Genomic DNA, 15831 nt, shown 5'->3' with positions numbered 1-15831 from the left:
CCGGGCTGCGCCCGGACCCGCCTCGGGCTGCGCCCGGACCCGCCTCGGGCTGCGCCCGGACCCGCCTCGGGCTGCGCCCGGACCCGCCTCGGGCTGCGCCCGGACCCGCCTCGGGCTGCGCCCGGACCCGCCTCGGGCTGCGCCCGGACCCGCCTCGGGCTGCGCCCGGACCCGCCTCGGGCTGTCGCCCTGGCCTCGGGCCGCTGGGCCGTGGCCCCGGTGCCGGGCTACTAGGGCCGGACGTCGTCCGGCTGGGTTCCGGCCCCGGCGCCGGGGCGCGGGCCGTGGTGTCGGCCGGGGCATGGAGGGGGAGGCAGGGCTGCGCCCGGGGTCCGGGCGCAGCCCGGTGAACGGGAGAAGGGTGGGGCGGGGCGTTTTCGACTGCGGGCGGTGCGGTGCTGCGGGTTGGGCCTCCGGCCGGGCGGCCTCGGCGGCCCGTAGGCCCGGGCCCGCCGGGGGCAGGTCCCCCGGTGGGGGCCTCGGGGCGCGGCCCGTGGGCCTCGGGGCACGAGCCGCGGGGCAGGGGCTGCGGGCGCGGGCTTCTGGGGGCGAGCTCCGGGGCCAAGTGGCACCCGGGGGGCGCGGGGCCCGGGGTAACGGGCCCAGGGGTTGGCCCCGCGTTCTATCGGGAGGACCGGCGGACGCCCGGGAGGGGCCCGCGTCGGCCTCCGGGCGGAGGCGGATCCGCGAGTGGCCGAACGCACCGACGTGACCCGCGGCCGGCCGGCCGAACGAACGCACGGACGTGACCCCGCGGCCGCCCGATCGCACGGACGTGACCCCGCGGCCGGCGGCGTAGCTACCGTGCCGCCGCCTCCCCGTCGGCCGGCGCGGTGGACGGGTGGCCGATGAGCGCCCGCAGGGCGGCCCGGCGAGCCGCGTAGCACGCGACCACCAGCTTGCGGCGTTCGTTCGCCGCGATCCTGCTCCGGCGGGCCATCAGACCTTCCCTCCCCGCGCGCGGATCCGGGACACCGCCGCCTCCACGCCGATCACGTCCACCGTCCTGATCCCGCGCGCGCTCAGCGTGAGCCGTACGTACCGGCCCTCGCCCGGCAGCCAGTACCGCTTGCGCTGGACGTTCGGGTCGAAGCGCCGCTTCGAGCGCCGGTGGGAGTGGGAGATGCGGTGACCGAAGCCGGGCTTCGATCCCGTCAGCTGACAGATGGACGACATGGGCGCTCCGAGGTCCTCTTGAAAGTGGGAATCGTTTTCATTTACTCTACTCGGCATGGCCCGCAATGAACACCGCCCGATCATCAGACTGAAGTCCACGGCCGGGACCGGCTTCACCTACGTGACCCGCAAGAACCGCCGCAACGACCCCGACCGCCTCGTCCTGCGCAAGTTCGACCCGGTGGCCGGCCGGCACGTCGACTTCCGTGAGGAGCGCTGAGCCGTGAAGCCCGGAATCCACCCCGCCTACGGCCCGGTCGTGTTCCGCGACCGGGCGGGCGGCTTCGCCTTCCTCACCCGCTCGACCCTCGCCGCCACCACCACGGCCACCGTGACCTGGGAGGACGGCGGGACGTACCCCGTGGTCGACGTCGAGATCTCCTCGGCGAGCCACCCCTTCTACACCGGCACCGCCCGCGTCCTCGACACCGCCGGCCGCGTCGAGCGCTTCCAGCGCCGGTACGGCAGCGGCCCGGGGCCCGCGTGAGGAGGCTGCCCGTCGTCATCGTCGGCGGGCTCCACTCGGCGGCCAGGACCCAGGTCGTGGAGGGACTGCTGCGCGCCGTGCCCGGCAGCGTCGCGCTCCACCACGACCTGGCCGCGGCCGCCGGCGGCACCGTGCGGCGCACGCTCCGCGACGCGTCCGGCGAGCAGGCCTCGGCCGAGGCCCCGCTCGTCAACGACTGCGCCTGCTGCGCCCTGCGCGAGGACCTGGTCCCGGAGCTCGTACGGCTGGCGGACGCCGGACTCACCCGGCTCGCCGTCGTCGAGCTCTGGGACTCGGTCGAGCCCAGGGCCATGGCCGAGGTGGTCGCCGCCCACGCCGGCGACCGCCTCGCCCTCGGCAACGTCGTCACCGCCGTGGACACCGCCCTGCTGCTGCCCTGCCTCGGCAACGGCGACGACCTCGCCGACGCCGGGCTCGCCGCCGCGGCGACCGACCGGCGCACGGTGGCGGACACCTTCGCCCGCCAGCTGGAGTACGCGCCCGTGCTGGCCGTGGTGGAGGGCGAGGGAGCCGACGACGTGGACCGGGCGCTGCTGGCGCAGCTGCACCCGACGGCCCTGCGCGTCCCGGCCGGCACCCCCGAGCTGGCCGCCCTCGCCGTCGCCGGCTTCGACGTCGAGGCGGCCGCCGCCCGCCAGCACCCCGCCTGCGCGCTGCTGCCGCAGGAGGCGGACGGGTCGGGGGTGGGCACGCTCGTCTGGCGCCGCCGGCGGCCGTTCCACCCGGAGCGGCTGTACGCGGCCCTGGAGGACCTGACCTGTGCCGCGGCCCGCAGCCGCGGGCGGTTCTGGCTGGCGGACCGGCCCGACACCCTGCTGGCCTGGGACGCCGCGGGCGGTGCGCTGTGCGTGGAGGGTGCGGGCCCGTGGCTCGCCTCGCTGCCGGGGGCCGCCTGGGACCTCGTACCGCCGGTGCGGCGGGCGGCCGCGTCCCTCGACTGGGACCCCGTACACGGTGACCGCTGCCAGCACCTGGTCTTCACCTCGCCCGCACTCGACCGGGACGGGCTGGCCCGGCTGCTGGACTCCTGCCTGCTGACGGACGACGAGTACGCGGCCGGGCCCGAGGGCTGGAAGGCCCTGTCCCGCGCCTTCGACGGGCTGCTCGATCCCGTCGCCTGAATCCGGTCCGGCCCCCTGGTTCCGATTCCGCAGAGAACTCCCGACACCCGGAGGAATGAATTCATGTCCCGGCGCGACGCGTCACGCAAACCACTGAAGGCCCGCCCCAACCCGCTCGATGCGGCGGGGATCACCTGCATCGACTACAAGGACACGGATCTCCTCAGGAAATTCATCTCGGACCGCGGCAAGATCCGTAGTCGCCGCGTCACGCGGATCACGGTCCAGCAGCAGCGCCAACTCGCCAAGGCCATCAAGAACGCCCGGGAAATGGCACTTTTGCCCTACGGTTCGAGTAGTCGCTGACCTCCGCGTGACCAGGGGAACACCCCGCGTGCACGTGCATCTGCCCATGCAGCGGCATGTGAACACAGCTATGATCCGGTGCAGTTGACATCTGCACTATCGGGGGCTTCCTGTGGACCACGCGTACAACGGCATGGCCGCCACAGCACTCGACGGGGTGGTCTGGCAGAAGAGCAGGCACAGCAACTCGCAGGGTTCCTGCGTCGAGTTCGCGAAACTGCCCGGGGGGAACGTCGCCGTCCGCAATTCACGGCACCCGGACGGTCCGGCGCTGGTCTATACGCCGGCCGAGATAGAAGCGCTGCTGCTCGGGGTGAAGGACGGCGAGTTCGACCATCTGATCGCGCCCTGACCCCTCACACGAAGAACGCCCGGCCTCCACACCAGGCCGGGCGTTTCTCGTGCTGACCGCTGCTCTGCGTTCCGTGCGTACTGTGCTCTGCCGTGTCGTGGCCTGCCGTGCCCGGCCTACTCGTGGAGCCGGAACAGCGCCCAGACCACCTTGCCGGTCAGGCGTCCCGCGAGCGGGTGCCAGCCCCAGCTGTCGCTGTACGAGTCCACCAGGAACAGTCCGCGCCCCGACTCCAGGTCGCAGTTCTCCTCGGTCCGCTCGGGCGAGAAGCCGGAGAAGCCCTCGTCCCCCGCCCCCGTCGGCGAGTCCTCGCTGGGGTCGCGCACCGCGCAGACCAGCCGGGTGCTCCACCGCATCAGGTGCAGCCGTACGTGGGACTCGTTCTCCGCGGTCCCGCCGGGGCTCCCGGGCAGCGCGTGCCGCAGGGCGTTGGTGACGAGTTCGGAGACCACGAGCGCGACGTCGTCGAAGCGGTCGTCGAGGCCCCACTGGCCCAGGGTCGAGCGGGTGAACGAGCGGGCGCCCCGCACCGCTTCGAACCTGGCGGGCAGGGCGCAGGACGCGGACCCGGAGACGGCCGTGGGGTCGACCGGGGGCAGCCCCTGCCGTAAAGGCTCGAGCATGGTCGATCCATTCGTCCCCATGCGAGGCACTCCCGGGAGTCGCGGACGGAGCGGTACTGCGGGGTGGCGCCTTGCGCCCGCGCGGATTGCACGCAGGTGCGCGGCACCATGGTTCCGAATGCGTAGGGCAGATGCAAGGGCAGATGCACGTGCACGCGCCCGGGCTGTCCGTTCCCGTGATGGTTCAAGCTCATTTCTTCCTACGTCTACTTACGGACTTCTTTTCCGGGAGCGCGGATTCCGTTACAGAACGAGTACGGGCCGATGCGTTTTGGTGGCAGACTGCGGGGCTCGGGGTACGGGGGTCCCGCCGACTGGCACGAGCGATGGGGAGGGTAGGAGAAGTGACCACAGGAGAGGCATGGGGGTCCCCGACAGGGGGCGGTTCCGTGGTGCGTCGCATCCTCCTGGGATCACAGCTGCGGCGACTGCGTGAATCCCGTGGGATCACCCGTGAGGCGGCCGGTTACTCGATCCGTGCGTCCGAATCGAAGATCAGCCGCTTGGAGTTGGGAAGGGTGAGCTTCAAGGCAAGAGACGTAGAGGACCTGCTGACGCTCTACGGGGTCACCGACGGCGCGGAGCGCGAGTCGCTCCTCGGTCTCGTGCGCGAGGCCAACGCGGCGGGCTGGTGGCACAGTTACGGCGACGTGCTGCCCGGATGGTTCCAGACGTACATCGGTCTGGAGGGCGCGGCCTCGCTCATCCGCATCTACGAGGTCCAGTTCGTGCACGGCCTCCTCCAGACCGAGGCCTACGCGCACGCGGTCGTCAGCCGCGGCATGCCCGGGGCCTCCGCCGCCGAGATCGACCGGCGGGTGGCGCTGCGCCTGGAACGCCAGAAGGTGCTGGTCTCCGAGAACGCCCCCTTCTTCCACGCCGTGCTCGACGAGGCGGCCCTGCGCCGTCCGTACGGCGACCGGGCGGTCATGCGGGGGCAGTTGGAGCACCTCATCGAGATCTCCCAGCGGCCCAACGTACGGCTGCAGGTCATGCCGTTCAGCTTCGGCGGCCACGCCGGCGAGAGCGGGGCCTTCACGCTCCTGCGCTTCCCGGAGTCAGACCTCCAGGACATCGTCTACCTCGAACAGCTGACCAGCGCGCTCTACCTCGACAAAGATGACGAGGTCACCCAGTACGGCCGGGCGATGGAGCGCCTCCAGCAGGACTGCCCGGACCCGGACGCCACCCGGGACCTTCTCCGCGGCCTGCTCCAACTGTCTTGACACACAAGTAGGATGACGGCCATTCAGGCTCCAGTGCAGCGCAACGGTGCGCGCTCGCAGTAAGGGATGACATGTCCATATTCACCGAGCTGGCTCACCAGTACATCGACGGCGAATGGCTGGCCGGAACCGGCTCGTGGGACATCATCGACGTCAACCCCTACAACGGCGAGAAGCTCGCCGCCATCACCGTCGCCACGGTCGAGCAGGTCGACCAGGCCTACCGCGCCGCCGAGCGCGCCCAGCGGATCTGGGCCGAGACCAGCCCGTACGCCAGACGGGCCGTGCTGGAGAAGGCGCTGAAGCTCACCGAGGAGCGCCAGGCCGAGATCGTCGAGGCGATGATCGACGAGCTCGGCGGCACCCGCCCCAAGGCGGAGTACGAGGTCCACCTCGCCAAGGAGTTCCTCCGCGAGGCCGTCCAGCTCGCCGTCCGGCCCGAGGGGCGGATCCTCCCCTCGCCGGTGGACGGCAAGGAGAACCGCGTCGAGCGGCTGCCCGTCGGCGTGATCGCGGTCATCAGCCCCTTCAACTTCCCCTTCCTCGTCACCCTGAAGTCCGTCGCCCCGGCCCTCGCGCTCGGCAACGCCGTCGTGATCAAGCCGAACCAGAACGCGCCGGTGGTCGGCGGCGGCGTGATCGCCAAGCTGTTCGAGGACGCCGGCCTGCCGGCCGGCCTGCTGAACGTCCTGGTCACCGACATCGCCGAGATAGGCGACGCCCTCCTCACCCACCCCGTGCCCAAGGTGATCTCCTTCGCCGGCTCGGACCGGGTCGGCCGCCACGTCGGCGCCGTCGCCGCCCGCCACTTCAAGCGCACCGTCCTCGAACTCAGCGGCAACAGCGCCCTGGTCGTCCTCGACGACGCCGACCTCGACTACGCGGTGGACGCGGCCGTCTTCAGCCGCTTCGTCTACCAGGGCCAGGTCTGCATGGCCGCCAACCGCATCCTGGTCGACCGCTCCGTCGAGGCCGACTTCACCGAGCGCTTCGTCAAGCGGGTGCGCTCGCTCAACACCGGCGACCCGCACGAGCCAGACGTACAGATCGGCCCGCTGATCAACCCCTTCCAGGCCGAGGCCCTCACCGCGCTCGTGGACCGGGCCGTGGAGGCCGGCGCCACCGCGCTCGTACGCGGCGCTACGCGCGGCAACCTGGTCGAACCCACCGTCCTGACCGGCATCCCGGAGGACTCGCCGCTGCTGGGCCAGGAGATCTTCGGCCCGGTGGCCCTGCTGGTCCCCTTCGACGGCGAGGACGAGGCCGTGCGACTGGCCAACGCCACCCCGTACGGGCTCAGCGGCGCCGTGCACACCCGGGACGTGGAGCGGGGCGTCCGCTTCGCCAAGCGCATCGAGACCGGCATGATCCACGTGAACGACTCGACCATCGGCGACGAGCCGCTGGCCGCCTTCGGGGGCGAGAAGGCCTCCGGCATGGGGCGGCTCAACGGCGACGCCACCATCGAGGCGTTCACCACCCAGAAGTGGATCTCGATCCAGCACGGCCGCTCGCGCTTCCCGTTCTGAAACACGGCGTGGAACGCGCGCCATTGAGGACAGATCCTGACCGCAAGCCCCCGTAGCGTCTTTCCTGTCGGCCGGAGCGGCCGGCAGCGACACCAGGCCCTACGGAAGGACCGGTCATGGTCACCCACGTTCCCGCGGAAGCCCAGGGCGACGAGCGCGGCGCGCTGCTCTCCTTCGCCGAGGCCCAGCGCGGCGCCCTGCGCCGCTCGGTGCTCGGCCTGACCGCCGAGCAGGCCGCGAGCCGCCCGAGCGCCAGCGAGCTGTCCCTCTCGGGCCTGCTCAAGCACGTGGCCGAGACTGAGCTGAACTGGCTCCGGCTCGCCCAGCAGCGGCCCAACGAGCGACAGCGGACCGAGGAGACCTGGGGCGACAGCTTCCGGCTGGTCGGCGACGAGACGGTGGCGGAGGTACTGGCCTTCTGGGACGGCGTGGTCGCCGAGCTGGAGGAGTTCGTCCGCTCCGTACCCAGCCTCGACGACACCTTCCCGCTGCCGCCGGCCCCCTGGTTCCCCAAGGAGGGCAAGGTCTCGATGCGCTGGCTGCTGCTCCACCTGGTCGAGGAGCACGCCCGGCACGCCGGCCACGCCGACATCATCCGCGAGTCGCTGGACGGGAAGACCGCGTTCGAACTGGTCGCCATGGCGGCGGAGACCGCCTAGCCGGCGTCCGCCGGGCCGCGCCCGGCGGCGTACGGGTACGGGTTCCCTCCCCCGGCGCCGCCGCCGGGAGGTGCCCCCGCCCCCTCCGGGAGCACCCCCACGAACGGCTCGCCCTCGCCGGCGAACACGTACGCCCCGCCCTCGATCCGCCCGGCCAGCCCGAGGGTCCACGCGGCCTCCGCGTCGGCCGTGTGCAGCCACATGTCCGTGATCTCGCCGATGTGACCGGGCCGCTCCGGGCCCTCCTCGGGCAGGTGACGGCCGGTCACGGCCGCGCGCCAGGCGGCGAGCCGCTCCAGCCGCTCCCGCAGCAGTACGAGGACCTCCGCGCGCGGCAGGTCCACCATGAAGCCGATCGCCGCCGAGAGGGAGTCGCGGTGCTGCCCGTGGCCGGCGAGGGCCTCCCGCAGCAGCCGTACGTACTCCTCGCGGCCGGCGTCCGTCAGCTCGTACTCGGTGCGGGGCGGGCCGCCGGCCGCGCTCGGCGCGACCTCGTGCGCCAGCAGCACGCCCTGCTTCGCCATCTGCTTGAGCGCGTGGTAGATCGAGCCGGGTTTGGCGTTCGACCACTCGTGCGCGCCCCAGTACTCCAGGTCGTTGCGCACCTGGTAGCCGTGCGCCCGCCCGTGCTGGCGGACCGCTCCGAGTACGAGAAGACGGATCGCGGACATGCGCACAGGCTAGGCCGTGTCTTCCGGACCGGGCCGGGCCCGGGCGGTCCGGATCAGGCCGGGTGCTTGTCCTCCGGGCCGGGCCGGACCTCGGCCGGGCGGGCCCCGTACGCGCTCCCGTCGGGCTTCAGCCGCATCTGCTGCCGGCCCGTCACCAGGAGCCAGGCCGGCAGCGAGGCCAGGCACAGCAGGGGCAGCAGATCCACGGTCGGGACCAGGACGGCGGCCGTGAACAGGCTGAGCCAGGCCTCGCGGGTGGTGGCCAGCAGGACGCCGAGGACCGCGCAGCTCACCCCCACGGCCGGCTGCACCTCGGGGACCAGCTGACTGATCCCCAGTCCCAGCGAGACGCCCGCGAACACCGCGGGGAAGATCCGTCCGCCCCGGAACCCGGCGGCGGAGGCGGTCACCAGCGCGGCCACCTTCACCACGGCCATCCCCACCAGCGCTCCCGTGGAGTGGTGGGACTCGGTCAGCTCGCCGATCTGGTCCAGCCCCTTGAAGAGCGTGAGGTGCCCGCCCAGCGCCCCCAGCAGGCCCAGCACGACGCCGCCGGCGGTCAGCATGAGCACCGGGTGCCGCAGGGTGTGGAAGGCGCGGTGGGCGTACGGGAAGGCGTACACCCCCAGCAGCCCGAGCACGGCGCCCACCGGGGCCACGACGAGCGCAGCCACCACGTCGCCCCAGTGCGGTCCCGTGAAGGGCGGCAGGTCGATCCGGAACACGGGCTGGGTGATCAGCGTGGTCGTGAGGCCGCCGGCACTCGCCGCGACCAGCGGTGCGAAGAGCCGGTCCCACACCGCCCAGCCCCGGGTCGCCGCATCGGCGTCCCCTTCTCCGGGAGGGGCGGACGGGCGGCCCGCGCTCGCGGCCAGCGACTCCGACAGCACCAGCGCCGCCGCCACCGGCGTGCCGAACAGCGCCCCGATCGTCCCCGCGGCGGCCAGCGAGGCCCACAGCTTCGCCGAGCCGCCCGGCAGCAGCCGCATCCCCGCCCAGTAGGCCAGGGCGATGTTCGCGGCCGTGATCGGGTTCTCGGGGCCCAGGCTCACGCCACCGGCCAGCGACAGCATGCTCGCCAGCAGCAGCCCGGGCACCACGCCCGGCGCCAGCGGCGGGTCGACCAGTCCGGTGGTGGCCGGGTCCGGGCCCGCGTGCCCGTGCACGCGCCACACGACCAGGCCCACCGCGATGCCCGTGGCCGTCAGCACGACGAGCATCCAGAAGACGGAGTAGCGGCCGATCCCGAGGGCGTCGGGCACGGTTTCCCAGAGCACCGACTGGAGGGCGTCGGCGGCCTCGCTCACGCCGATCAGCAGCAGGCTGCAGCCGACGCCCACCACGAGCGCGGGCAGGGCCAGCTTGGCCAGCATCGGTGCGGGTCGCGTCGAGGTGTGGGCCACCGGATCACCGTATAGGTGGAAACCGGATCAAGCAGGTCGAAAAACAGGCAAATCGGATCCTACTTGCCTCACCGGCTTGCACCTCACGCGACGTGAGGACCCAGGCTGGAGCGCGTACCGAACGACAGGAGCGGAAAGATGAGCTACTCCGTGGGCCAGGTCGCCGGTTTCGCCGGGGTGACGGTGCGCACGCTGCACCACTACGACGAGATCGGCCTGCTCTCCCCGGGCGGCCGCAGCCACGCCGGGCACCGGCGCTACGAGGACGCCGACCTCGACAGGCTCCAGCGGATCCTGTTCTACCGGGAGCTCGGCTTCCCGCTCGACGAGGTCGCGGTCCTCCTGGACGACCCGGACACCGACCCGCAGGAGCACCTGCGCAGGCAGCACGCGCTGCTGACGGACCGGATCGACCGGCTGAAGGAGATGGCCGCGGCCGTGGAACTCGCGATGGAGGCGGACAAGATGGGCATCAACCTCACCCCCGAGGAGAAGTTCGAGGCCTTCGGGGACTTCGACCCCGACCAGTACGCGGCCGAGGCCGAGGAGCGCTGGGGGAACACCGAGGCGTACCGGCAGTCGCAGCAGCGGGCTGCGAAGTACACCAAGGAGGACTGGCAGCGCTTCATGGCGGAGCACGAGGGCATCGCCCGGCGGATCGCCGCGCTGATGGAGGAGGGCGTTCCGGCCGGCTCGGAGGCGGCGACGGACCTCGCCGAGGAGCACCGCGGCTGGATCGGGCACAGCTACGACTGCTCGTACGAGATGCACCGCTGTCTGGGTGAGATGTACGTGGCGGACCCGCGCTTCACGGCCACGTACGACCGCATCCGCCCCGGCCTCGCGGTCTACCTCCGTGACGCGATCGACGCGAACGCCGCCCGGCGCGAAAAGTAATCGAATGGCAAAGACCCCTGCCCGGAACCTGGAACCGGGCGGGGGTCGGGTGCGTTGATAATTGAGGCACCCCCACCGCAAGGCAGCGCCGCCGCCCCCGAACCCAGGAGTCCGGAACACGTGTACACGACGACGCTCGCGCTCGGCCCGGAGTGGCTGTCGCCGGACTATCTGATCTCCCATTTCGGGCTGATCGGCATCCTGGTGATCGTCTTCGCCGAGTCGGGTCTCTTCGCCTTCCTCCCCGGCGACTCCCTGCTGTTCACGGCCGGCCTGCTGGTCGCCAACGGCGAGTACATCAAGCAGCCGCTGTGGCTGGTGTGCACGCTGATCGTGGCCGCGGCCGTCATCGGCGACCAGGTCGGCTACCTGATCGGCAAGTACTTCGGCCCCAAGCTCTTCAGCCGCCCGAACTCCAAGGTCTTCAAGAAGGAGAACCTGGACAAGGCGCACGAATTCGTCGAGAAGTACGGGCCCAAGGCCATCGTCCTCGCCCGCTTCGTGCCGATCGTCCGCACCTTCGCGCCGATCGTCGCGGGCGCCGGCCGCATGAAGTACCGCGTGTTCTTCACGTACAACCTCGTCGGCGCCATCGGCTGGGGCGCGGGCGTCACGATCGCCGGCTACTGGCTCGGCCAGTTCGGCTTCATCAAGAACAACATCGAGCCGATCCTCGTCCTGATCGTGCTCATTTCCGTCATCCCGGTCGTCTTCGAGGTCCTGAAGGCCCGCAAGGAGGCCAGGAACAACCCGGCTCAGGAGGCCGCGGACGGCAGCGCCGCCCAGCCCTCCCAGCGCGGCCGCCACGCCCGCCGCTAGCCGCTCCGCGGCACCGCCGCACACGCCGGGGCCCCGGGAAGCGCGACAGCGCCCCCGGGGCCCCGGCGTATCCGGTTCAGACCATCCGCGGGTAGACCTGCCACCCGGTCGCGATCAGGACGCGTGCGCCGAAGGTGCCCCTGCCGGTGCCGGAGTAGCGCCAGATCCGGCCGGAGGTGTCACGGGCGACCACGTCGGCCCTGCCGTCGCCGGTCATGTCGCCCGCCGCGACCAGCGCGTCGTACGAGGCGCCCCACGCGTCGGCCAGCTTGACCGGCGCGGTGAACCTCCCGGCGCCGGTGCCGTTCATGCGCCACAGCCGGTTCGCGGTGTCCTGGAGCAGCAGGTCGCCGTTGCCGTCCCCGTTGAGGTCACCGGCGCCGACGACCTTCCTGTAGCCCTTGTACGTGCCGGGGATCTGCACGCGGGGCGCGAAGGAGCCCTCCTGCAGGCGCTCGTAGAGGTACAGGGCACCGGTGGTCCTGTTGCGGGCCACGAGGTCGGCACGGGTGTCGCCGGTGACGTCACCCGGCGAGGTGAGCACGTCGTACTGGTTCCAGCCGCTCCCGATGAACCTGTGGAGCGTCGTGGGGTCTGCGGGCTTGCCGCAGGCGGGGGTGTAGCGGCGCAGCTCGCCCTTGGAGTTGCGGACCAGCACGTCGTTGCAGCGGTCGGCGTTCATGTCCTTGATCGGGACGGGGAGGCTGCCCTTGGGCCAGCCGTAGCCGGTGGCGCTTCCCTTGTACTTGCCCGTGGCGCGGTCGCCGTAGATGGAGCGCAGGCCGCCCGTGGCGGTCATCACCAGGGCGTCACCCGTGCCGTCGGGGGCACCCGAGGCGCCGCCGTGATCGCGGAAGACGGCGCCGCCTTCCGTGATCATGAAGGAGCCGGAGGCTCGGAAGGGCGCCGCGGACGGCTCCCCGTCCGGGACGGCGGTGAGGCTCCACCTGACCGGCCCGTTGGGGGCGTAGGTGCGGTCGGGCCTGCGCCGGTTCCAGAGGGCGGATACGGTCAGGGCTTCGCCGCCCTTGTACGTGCGCAGGACGGCACCCGTCGCGTCGGTCAGCGTCAGCGTCCAGGAGGCGAGCCCGCGGTTGAAGGTCCACTTGAGGTAGCTGCTGCGGTAGACCTCGTTCGCGGTGGGGACCTCGGTCTTCACGACCTTCAGCGGCTCGGCGGTCGGTTGCGAGCTCATCAGACGGTCGCGCACGCCCTCGGTCGAGGTGCTCCAGACCGCGGTGGCACGGCCACCGGCGCCGGCGGCGATCCGGCCTTCCGAGAACATGGCCGCCGAGTTCCACAGGGGGGCCGCCGGCGTCCAGACGCCGTTCATTCGGGTCGCCTGACGCAGCGCGCCCTCCTGGGTCCACAGCACGCGGAGCGTGCCGTCCGGGCCCAGGTCGTGGTCGTAGGCATTGGCGGTCCAGCCGGTGGACAGGGTCCGGCCGGCGGACCAGGTGCCGTCCGCCCGGTCCAGCGTCGACGTCCGGAGTTCGTATTCCTTGCGGGTGACCCAGATCAGGGTCACGTTCCGGCCGGCCTCCACGATCGGATCCGGCGTCTGCGTGAGCTGCTGTCCGGCGACCAGCGGCCGGGTCTCGTGCCAGTCCTCCGCCGCAGCGGCGGCCGTGGCCGTGTGCACGGTCTGGTCGCCGGCGTCCGGGTCCCCTTCGGACCACGTCAGGGCAAGGTCACCGGCCTCTCCTGAGGCCAGCCGCGGCTGGCCCAGCCGGGCCGGGGAGGTGGCCACCGCAAGGGGCGGCGACCAGTCGGCGGCCCCCGCCGCGCGGGTGGCCGTCCGGATGCTGGTGCCGCCGTCCTGTTCGTTCCGGCGGAAGGCCACCACCGCGGTGCCCCTCGCATCGACGGCCGCCTCGGGAGTGACGTTGAAGCCGTCCGTGGCGGCGTCCTGGCCGACCGGGGCCGGTGCCGTCCAATGGCCGACGGGGGAGCGGACGGCTGCCGCCACGCCCCACTCGGCGGAGTCCACCGAGCGCTCCAGCCAGGTCGCGACCACGGTGCCGTCGGTGCCGGCGGCGAGGTCGAGCGTGCCGACCTGCCGGTTCGCCTCCGCGCCGAGCACGGTCTGGGCGGTGGACCAGGTCCCGCCGGTCAGGGTGGCGCTGAGGAGCCGGGTGGGGAGGTCCTTCCCGTCCCAGGTCGCGTCGTCGTACGGGTTCTCCCACCAGAAGACGACGACCTGGCCGCGCGCCACGGCCAGCTTGGCGTCGACGAGCCGCCCGTCGAGACGCGGGCCCCCGACGCTGACCCCCAGCCGGTGCGGAGTCCCCCAGGCCCCGCCGGCCGCCGGGCGCACGGCTGTGTAGTACACCCGCTCGGTGGTGTGCCCGACGGCGTTCCCGTACTCGGACCAGAGGGCGACGGACGAGCCGTCCTCGGCGATCACGAGATCGCGGACGCGGTAGCCGTCGTTGTCCGTCGGGATCTCGGTGCCCGCAGACCAGGGCAGCGGGGCCTCGGCGGCGTGGGCGGGTGTCCCGAGCACGGGTACGGCGCCGGCCACGGCGGCCAGCACGGCCAGAGAGGCCAGGGTTCTCCTGCCTCGCCGGGAGCGGACAGGGACCGGGTTGCGCATGATTCCCCCATGCCGAAAAGATGATCGATTCGCAGGGGAGACAACCAGGGGGCCGCCGAGGTTGTACGGCACCGGTCGCACGGGTGCGGCTCGTCAGAAGCCGCGGGTGCGCTTCGCCGACTGGCGCTTCTCCGCGGACGCGCGGCCCGGGAGGCGGAGGAAGAGGCGGGAGACCTCGGATCCCAGGTTCACGCCGATCGCGATGGCGAGGGCCAGGGCGGCCGCGTTGGTGAGGGAGGCGAAGCCCTTGTCGAGCCGGCCCTCCGCGATCGACAGGAGGCCGTAGTACGTCGCAGAACCCGGCAGCAGCGGGCCGATCGCGGCCGTCACGTACGGCAGGGCCGTGGCGTGCCGGTAGCGCGAGAAGAGCTGGCCGAAGAGGCCCACCAGGCCGGCGGCCACGGCGGTGGACGGCACCGGCGGGATCCCGCCCGCGTAGTGCAGCGCGCCGAAGGTCACCCAGGCGACGCCGCCGTTGAGGGTCACCACCCAGACGGTCGACCAGGGCTGCTGGAGCAGGATCGCGAAGGTGAAGACCAGCACCATCGAGGCCGCGATCTGGACCGGCGGGCGCTCGGTGATCCGCAGGACCTCCTCGGGGTTGGGCGAGGTGTGCAGCTGCAGGCCCAGGTAGAGGACGACCAGCACACCGATGATGATCCCGATGAAGAGGTACATCACTTCCAGCAGCCGGGCCGACGCGGTGATGTAGTAGCCGGTCAGACCGTCCTGGACGGCAGCGACGAGGGCCCGCCCCGGCAGCAGCGCGAAGAGCCCGCCGGTGATCACGGCGGAGGCCTTCACGTCCCATTCGAGGAGGCTGATGGCCACCCCGATCGCCGCCGGGGGCATCGCCGCGACCACGAACTGGTAGAACTCCGGCAGCCCGCGCCCGGCGCAGACCCAGGCCAGCCGGTCGCCCAGCACGGCGCCGAGTGCGGCCGCGAAGAAGACCAGCACGCCACCGCCGACGAGCGTGGAGGCCGCACCCGCCAGCAGGCCGGCGGCGGCCGTGAGCACCCACCCGGAGTACGGGTGGCGGTTGCGCCGGATCTCCGCCAGCCGGCGGTAGGCCTCCTCCAGGGAGACGTCGATCTCGGGCGTGCTGATGTCGTGCACCAGCCGGAAGACGGCGGCCAGCCGGGTGTAGTCCGTACCGCGGCGCCGGACCGTGCGGTTGGCCGACACCGGGTCGTCCACCAGCGAGGGCTGGTGGGTGATCGACAGCATCGTGAAGGTGACCGTGGGCTCGCAGCGGTCCAGGCCGTAGCTGCGGGCCACCGCGAACATGGCGGCCTCGACGTCCTCGGCGCCCTCGCCGCCGGCCAGCATCAGCTCGCCGATGCGCAGGGCCAGGTCGAGCACGCGGGGCACGGCGGGACCGGCCTCGCCGTGGCGCTGGGCCGGCTCCGTCACCGGCCGGTCGCCCACCGGCATCCGGAGCATCGTGCGCATCCGGTCCTGCCAGGGGGACTCCGTCATCCGGGCGAGCGGGAAGTCCTGGCCGCCGGTGTACGCGGGTGGGGACTGCTGGGCGCTGTACGTCCGGGGCGGGGCGAACGCGGAGCCCTCGGGCTCGGCCGCGAGGGTCTCCAGCCCGTCCGGAACGGTGAACTCCGAGGTCGGCTGCTCGTCCTCCGGCACCGGGGCGGACTCGACGCCCTCCGGTGCTGTGAAGGCGCTCCGCGCCTCGTCCGACCGCGGTTTGCGGTCCTCTGCCCCCTCGGCCTCCGCCACGCGCACTCCTGTCCCTGGCCGCCCCGGACATCAGTATGCGGAACCGTTTCGTCCACGGCGAAAGGGGATCCCCCCAGGTGGGACGGGTGCGTGCGGGCACGCGAAACGGGTGGCACTCCGTTCGTCCGGAGTGCCACCCGTCAGATGCCGGTTACGCGTCCTGCCGGCCGTCCGCCCGCCGAAGACCGCGCGGGCGAAAGAGCCGAAG

The 15831-nt window shown here is 72.5% G+C and carries 16 protein-coding genes and 1 pseudogene; 10 read left to right on the top strand and 7 right to left on the bottom strand.

Going from position 1 to position 15831, the window contains the following annotated elements; genetic code table 11:
- Nucleotides 1–799 precede the first annotated feature (799 nt).
- Both ACIQUQ_RS09285 and rpmB read right to left on the bottom strand, forming a co-directional pair.
- Nucleotides 800–940, bottom strand: coding sequence for a hypothetical protein (locus ACIQUQ_RS09285; RefSeq protein ID WP_403973097.1), 141 nt, complete (start codon nucleotides 938–940; stop codon nucleotides 800–802).
- The gene (gene rpmB / locus ACIQUQ_RS09280; protein WP_403973094.1) at nucleotides 940–1176 is read right to left on the bottom strand and encodes a 50S ribosomal protein L28; all 237 of its coding nucleotides are present in this window, start codon (nucleotides 1174–1176) and stop codon (nucleotides 940–942) included. Before rpmB ends, ACIQUQ_RS09285 begins: the two co-directional genes overlap by 1 nt.
- Before the next feature lie 55 nt (nucleotides 1177–1231).
- On the opposite strand from rpmB, the gene rpmG reads away from it, so the two are divergent.
- The 5 genes from rpmG (at nucleotide 1232) to ACIQUQ_RS09255 (ending at nucleotide 3463) form a co-directional block, all read left to right on the top strand.
- Nucleotides 1232–1396: a 50S ribosomal protein L33 gene (gene rpmG, locus ACIQUQ_RS09275; protein ID WP_403664167.1), complete on the top strand. Its 165-nt coding sequence runs from the start codon at nucleotides 1232–1234 to the stop codon at nucleotides 1394–1396.
- Nucleotides 1397–1399: 3 nt separating this feature from the next.
- Nucleotides 1400–1663 carry a type B 50S ribosomal protein L31 gene (locus tag ACIQUQ_RS09270; RefSeq protein ID WP_403973092.1) on the top strand — a complete coding sequence of 88 codons (264 nt, stop codon included), beginning with the start codon at nucleotides 1400–1402 and terminating at the stop codon, nucleotides 1661–1663.
- Nucleotides 1660–2805 (top strand): CobW family GTP-binding protein, encoded by a 1146-nt coding sequence (locus ACIQUQ_RS09265; RefSeq protein WP_403973090.1) that lies wholly within the window; start codon nucleotides 1660–1662, stop codon nucleotides 2803–2805. Before ACIQUQ_RS09270 ends, ACIQUQ_RS09265 begins: the two co-directional genes overlap by 4 nt.
- A 63-nt stretch (nucleotides 2806–2868) precedes the next feature.
- On the top strand, nucleotides 2869–3111 hold the full coding sequence (gene rpsR / locus ACIQUQ_RS09260) for a 30S ribosomal protein S18 (RefSeq protein WP_403973088.1): 243 nt from the start codon (nucleotides 2869–2871) through the stop codon (nucleotides 3109–3111).
- A gap of 112 nt (nucleotides 3112–3223) precedes the next feature.
- Entirely contained in the window at nucleotides 3224–3463 is a 240-nt protein-coding gene (locus ACIQUQ_RS09255) for a DUF397 domain-containing protein (protein ID WP_399946760.1), read from the top strand.
- 116 nt (nucleotides 3464–3579) lie between these two features.
- Here ACIQUQ_RS09255 and ACIQUQ_RS09250 read toward each other — a convergent pair whose 3' ends face one another.
- Nucleotides 3580–4107 (bottom strand): ATP-binding protein, encoded by a 528-nt coding sequence (locus tag ACIQUQ_RS09250; protein ID WP_403973086.1) that lies wholly within the window; start codon nucleotides 4105–4107, stop codon nucleotides 3580–3582.
- 305 nt (nucleotides 4108–4412) lie between these two features.
- Between ACIQUQ_RS09250 and ACIQUQ_RS09245 the strand changes: the two genes are divergently transcribed.
- The 3 genes from ACIQUQ_RS09245 (at nucleotide 4413) to ACIQUQ_RS09235 (ending at nucleotide 7500) form a co-directional block, all read left to right on the top strand.
- On the top strand, nucleotides 4413–5312 hold the full coding sequence (locus tag ACIQUQ_RS09245) for a helix-turn-helix domain-containing protein (RefSeq protein ID WP_403973084.1): 900 nt from the start codon (nucleotides 4413–4415) through the stop codon (nucleotides 5310–5312).
- A gap of 71 nt (nucleotides 5313–5383) precedes the next feature.
- Nucleotides 5384–6841: an aldehyde dehydrogenase family protein gene (locus ACIQUQ_RS09240; protein WP_403973081.1), complete on the top strand. Its 1458-nt coding sequence runs from the start codon at nucleotides 5384–5386 to the stop codon at nucleotides 6839–6841.
- Between the two features lie 116 nt (nucleotides 6842–6957).
- Complete coding sequence (locus ACIQUQ_RS09235; protein WP_403973078.1) at nucleotides 6958–7500, top strand: DinB family protein; 543 nt, start codon at nucleotides 6958–6960, stop codon at nucleotides 7498–7500.
- On the opposite strand, the gene ACIQUQ_RS09230 is transcribed toward ACIQUQ_RS09235, so the two are convergent.
- Nucleotides 7497–8171, bottom strand: a complete 675-nt coding sequence (locus ACIQUQ_RS09230; protein WP_403973076.1) for a PadR family transcriptional regulator — start codon at nucleotides 8169–8171, stop codon at nucleotides 7497–7499. The two genes, ACIQUQ_RS09235 and ACIQUQ_RS09230, sit on opposite strands and share 4 nt — an antisense overlap.
- A 53-nt stretch (nucleotides 8172–8224) precedes the next feature.
- The gene (locus tag ACIQUQ_RS09225) at nucleotides 8225–9544 is read right to left on the bottom strand and encodes an ion channel protein (protein ID WP_403973819.1); all 1320 of its coding nucleotides are present in this window, start codon (nucleotides 9542–9544) and stop codon (nucleotides 8225–8227) included.
- Between the two features lie 168 nt (nucleotides 9545–9712).
- Here ACIQUQ_RS09225 and ACIQUQ_RS09220 point away from each other — a divergent pair, with 168 nt between their 5' ends.
- Nucleotides 9713–10471, top strand: a complete 759-nt coding sequence (locus tag ACIQUQ_RS09220) for a MerR family transcriptional regulator (protein WP_403973074.1) — start codon at nucleotides 9713–9715, stop codon at nucleotides 10469–10471.
- Nucleotides 10472–10591: 120 nt separating this feature from the next.
- A pseudogene (locus ACIQUQ_RS09215) lies at nucleotides 10592–11260 on the top strand (DedA family protein); the annotation flags it as partial.
- A gap of 106 nt (nucleotides 11261–11366) precedes the next feature.
- Here the strand turns inward: ACIQUQ_RS09215 and ACIQUQ_RS09210 are convergent.
- Nucleotides 11367–13886, bottom strand: coding sequence for an FG-GAP repeat domain-containing protein (locus tag ACIQUQ_RS09210; protein ID WP_403973072.1), 2520 nt, complete (start codon nucleotides 13884–13886; stop codon nucleotides 11367–11369).
- Nucleotides 13887–13979: 93 nt separating this feature from the next.
- Nucleotides 13980–15623, bottom strand: coding sequence for a threonine/serine exporter ThrE family protein (locus ACIQUQ_RS09205; protein WP_403973070.1), 1644 nt, complete (start codon nucleotides 15621–15623; stop codon nucleotides 13980–13982).
- Nucleotides 15624–15831 lie beyond the last annotated feature (208 nt).

It is taken from the genome of Streptomyces sp. NPDC101118 (genome assembly GCF_044759445.1).
In the GTDB taxonomy this organism is placed as follows: Bacteria; Actinomycetota; Actinomycetes; order Streptomycetales; family Streptomycetaceae; genus Streptomyces.
This window is presented reverse-complemented; position numbering and strand designations above follow the sequence as displayed.

Excerpts from the sequence above, each read along its gene's own strand:
- ACIQUQ_RS09285 (WP_403973097.1), bottom strand. The coding sequence starts at position 940 with ATGGCCCGCCGGAGCAGGATCGCGGCGAACGAACGCCGCAAGCTGGTG.
- rpmB (WP_403973094.1), bottom strand. The coding sequence starts at position 1,176 with ATGTCGTCCATCTGTCAGCTGACGGGATCGAAGCCCGGCTTCGGTCAC.
- rpmG (WP_403664167.1), top strand. The coding sequence starts at position 1,232 with ATGGCCCGCAATGAACACCGCCCGATCATCAGACTGAAGTCCACGGCC.
- rpsR (WP_403973088.1), top strand. The coding sequence starts at position 2,869 with ATGTCCCGGCGCGACGCGTCACGCAAACCACTGAAGGCCCGCCCCAAC.
- ACIQUQ_RS09250 (WP_403973086.1), bottom strand. The coding sequence starts at position 4,107 with ATGGGGACGAATGGATCGACCATGCTCGAGCCTTTACGGCAGGGGCTG.
- ACIQUQ_RS09245 (WP_403973084.1), top strand. The coding sequence starts at position 4,413 with ATGGGGAGGGTAGGAGAAGTGACCACAGGAGAGGCATGGGGGTCCCCG.
- ACIQUQ_RS09240 (WP_403973081.1), top strand. The coding sequence starts at position 5,384 with ATGTCCATATTCACCGAGCTGGCTCACCAGTACATCGACGGCGAATGG.
- ACIQUQ_RS09235 (WP_403973078.1), top strand. The coding sequence starts at position 6,958 with ATGGTCACCCACGTTCCCGCGGAAGCCCAGGGCGACGAGCGCGGCGCG.
- ACIQUQ_RS09230 (WP_403973076.1), bottom strand. The coding sequence starts at position 8,171 with ATGTCCGCGATCCGTCTTCTCGTACTCGGAGCGGTCCGCCAGCACGGG.
- ACIQUQ_RS09225 (WP_403973819.1), bottom strand. The coding sequence starts at position 9,544 with ATGCTGGCCAAGCTGGCCCTGCCCGCGCTCGTGGTGGGCGTCGGCTGC.
- ACIQUQ_RS09220 (WP_403973074.1), top strand. The coding sequence starts at position 9,713 with ATGAGCTACTCCGTGGGCCAGGTCGCCGGTTTCGCCGGGGTGACGGTG.
- ACIQUQ_RS09210 (WP_403973072.1), bottom strand. The coding sequence starts at position 13,886 with ATGCGCAACCCGGTCCCTGTCCGCTCCCGGCGAGGCAGGAGAACCCTG.